This window comes from Plastoroseomonas hellenica, from assembly GCF_018129085.1.
In the GTDB taxonomy this organism is placed as follows: Bacteria; Pseudomonadota; Alphaproteobacteria; order Acetobacterales; family Acetobacteraceae; genus Plastoroseomonas; species Plastoroseomonas hellenica.
In genome coordinates, this window is record NZ_JAAGBB010000108.1 from 2,501 (window position 1) to 5,674 (window position 3,174).

Genomic DNA, 3,174 nt, shown 5'->3' on the forward strand with positions numbered 1-3,174 from the left:
GAAAAGGGCGTTCGGTGGATGCCTTGGCACCAGGAGGCGATGAAGGACGTGGCACGCTGCGAAAAGCCGCGGGGAGATGCGAGCGATCGTTGATCCGCGGATGTCCGAATGGGGAAACCCACCCGCAAGGGTATCCGTCACTGAATACATAGGTGGCGGAGGCAAACCCGGGGAACTGAAACATCTCAGTACCTGGAGGAAAAGACATCAACAGAGATTCCGCTAGTAGTGGCGAGCGAACGCGGAGCAGGCCAGTGGTTTCTGCGAGAGAAGTCGAACGGCATTGAAAGGCCGGCCATAGCGGGTGTTAGCCCCGTAGACGTAGTGCTTGCAGAGATCCTTGAGTAGGGCGGGGCACGTGAAACCCTGCCTGAACATGGGGGGACCACCCTCCAAGCCTAAATACTCCCTGGTGACCGATAGTGCACAAGTACCGTGAGGGAAAGGTGAAAAGCACCCCGACAAGGGGAGTGAAAGAGACCTGAAACCGAACGCTTACAAGCAGTCGGAGCCCGCAAGGGTGACGGCGTACCTTTTGTATAATGGGTCCGCGAGTTCGTGTTAGCAGCAAGCTTAAGCCGAGAGGTGTAGGCGCAGCGAAAGCGAGTCTGATAAGGGCGTTTAGTTGCTGGCATGAGACCCGAAACCGAGTGATCTAGCCATGGCCAGGCTGAAGGTGGGGTAACACCCACTGGAGGGCCGAACCCACGCCTGTTGAAAAAGTCGGGGATGAGCTGTGGCTAGGGGTGAAAGGCCAATCAAACTCGGAAATAGCTGGTTCTCCGCGAAATCTATTGAGGTAGATCGTCAGATGATCACCCTCGGAGGTAGAGCACCGGAAGGACTAGGGGGGCCCAAAGCCCTACCAAATCCTACCGAACTCCGAATGCCGAGGAGTGCAGTCTGGCAGACAGACGGCGGGTGCTAAGGTCCGTCGTCGAGAGGGAAACAGCCCAGACCACCAGCTAAGGCCCCCAAATGATGGCTAAGTGGGAAAGCATGTGAGACGGCCAAAACAACCAGGAGGTTGGCTTAGAAGCAGCCATCCTTTAAAGAAAGCGTAATAGCTCACTGGTCTAATAGCTGTTTTGCGGCGAAAATGTACCGGGGCTCAAGCCATCTGCCGAAGCTGTGGGCTTGCGTAAGCAAGCGGTAGCGGAGCGTTCCCTAGGCCGTTGAAGCGGTACCCGTGAGGGGCCGTGGAGGTATGGGAAGTGCGAATGCGGACATGAGTAGCGACAAGGAGGGCGAGAAACCCTCCCGCCGAAAGTCCAAGGGTTCCTGCGCAAGGCTAATCCGCGCAGGGTGAGCCGGCCCCTAAGGCGAGAGCGAAAGCTGTAGCCGATGGAAACCAGGTCAATATTCCTGGGCCCGCCAGAAGTGACGGCCGTGAAGCGTTGTCATCCCTTATCGGATTGGGGTGGCTGCCGGATCGGTCCAGGAAATAGCTCTGGCACAGGACCGTACCCGAAACCGACACAGGTGGACTGGTTGAGTATACCAAGGCGCTTGAGAGAACCATGCTGAAGGAACTAGGCAAATTGCTCGCGTAACTTCGGGATAAGCGAGACCCCTTTGTGGGCAACCATGAAGGGGTGGCACAGACCAGGGGGTGGCGACTGTTTAGTAAAAACACAGGGCTCTGCGAAGTCGAGAGACGACGTATAGGGTCTGACGCCTGCCCGGTGCCGGAAGGTTAAAGGGAGGAGTGCAAGCTCCGAACTGAAGCCCCGGTAAACGGCGGCCGTAACTATAACGGTCCTAAGGTAGCGAAATTCCTTGTCGGGTAAGTTCCGACCTGCACGAATGGCGTAACGACCTCCCCACTGTCTCCAGCATGGGCTCAGCGAAATTGAATTCCCCGTGAAGATGCGGGGTACCCGCGGTCAGACGGAAAGACCCTATGAACCTTTACTGCAGCTTGGCAGTGGCGCCAGGAGAGGGCTGTGTAGGATAGGTGGGAGGCTTTGAAGCCGGGGCGCCAGCCTCGGTGGAGCCAACCTTGAAATACCACCCTGCGCTCTTCTGGCGTCTAACCGAACCCGGTAAGCCCGGGTCGGGACCCTGCCTGGTGGGCAGTTTGACTGGGGCGGTCGCCTCCCAAAAGGTAACGGAGGCGCGCGATGGTGGGCTCAAGCCGGTCGGACATCGGCTGTTGAGTGCAAAGGCACAAGCCCGCCTGACTGCGAGAGCGACAGCTCGAGCAGGGACGAAAGTCGGCCTTAGTGATCCGGTGGTCCCGCGTGGAAGGGCCATCGCTCAACGGATAAAAGGTACTCTAGGGATAACAGGCTGATCTCCCCCAAGAGTCCACATCGACGGGGAGGTTTGGCACCTCGATGTCGGCTCATCGCATCCCGGGGCTGGAGCAGGTCCCAAGGGTTCGGCTGTTCGCCGATTAAAGCGGTACGTGAGCTGGGTTTAGAACGTCGTGAGACAGTTCGGTCCCTATCTGCCGTGGGTGTTGGAGATTTGAGAGGATCTGTCCCTAGTACGAGAGGACCGGGATGGACGCACCTCTGGTGCACCAGTTGTCGTGCCAACGGCATAGCTGGGTAGCCAAGTGCGGAATGGATAACCGCTGAAGGCATCTAAGCGGGAAACCAGCCTCAAGACGAGATCTCCCCGAGGGCCGTGATAGACCATCACGTCGATAGGCCGCAGGTGTACATGGGGCAACCCATTCAGCCGAGCGGTCCTAATCGCCCGATCGATCTCCATACCAAACACCAACGCAGGGGAAGCAATTCCCCACCGCGCACAGCGCCGAACCGCGTCCCAAACCACACAACCCTCACCCAATCACACCATTCCCAGTTGCTGCTCCGGCCCGGTGGCCCGGTGGTCATCGCGTGGTTGATACACCCGATCCCATCCCGAACTCGGCCGTGAAACACCACAGCGCCCATGGTACTGCATCTCAAGATGCGGGAGAGTCGGTCGCCGCCGGGCCACCAGGCCGGAGCAACAACACACACAACCATGAACACACCATCACCGCCCAACCCGCGGTGCAGCAGCCCCGCCGCAAAGCGGACAACTAACCAAGGGCCGGGATGCTCCACCAAGCACCCCAACAGCCCCCATCAGAACTTCCCGCGGGGTGGAGCAGCCCGGTAGCTCGTCAGGCTCATAACCTGAAGGTCACAGGTTCAAATCCTGTCCCCGCATCCA

The 3,174-nt window shown here is 58.8% G+C and carries 1 tRNA gene and 2 rRNA genes (1 of these 3 running past the window's edge); all 3 read left to right on the forward strand.

Features of this window, described 5'->3' with window-relative positions:
- Positions 1-2,723, forward strand: a 23S ribosomal RNA gene (locus GXW71_RS33950); it begins 9 nt to the left of the window's first position.
- Positions 2,724-2,837: 114 nt separating this feature from the next.
- A 5S ribosomal RNA gene (rrf, locus tag GXW71_RS33955) occupies positions 2,838-2,952 on the forward strand.
- Positions 2,953-3,097: 145 nt separating this feature from the next.
- Positions 3,098-3,174, forward strand: a tRNA-Met gene (locus GXW71_RS33960).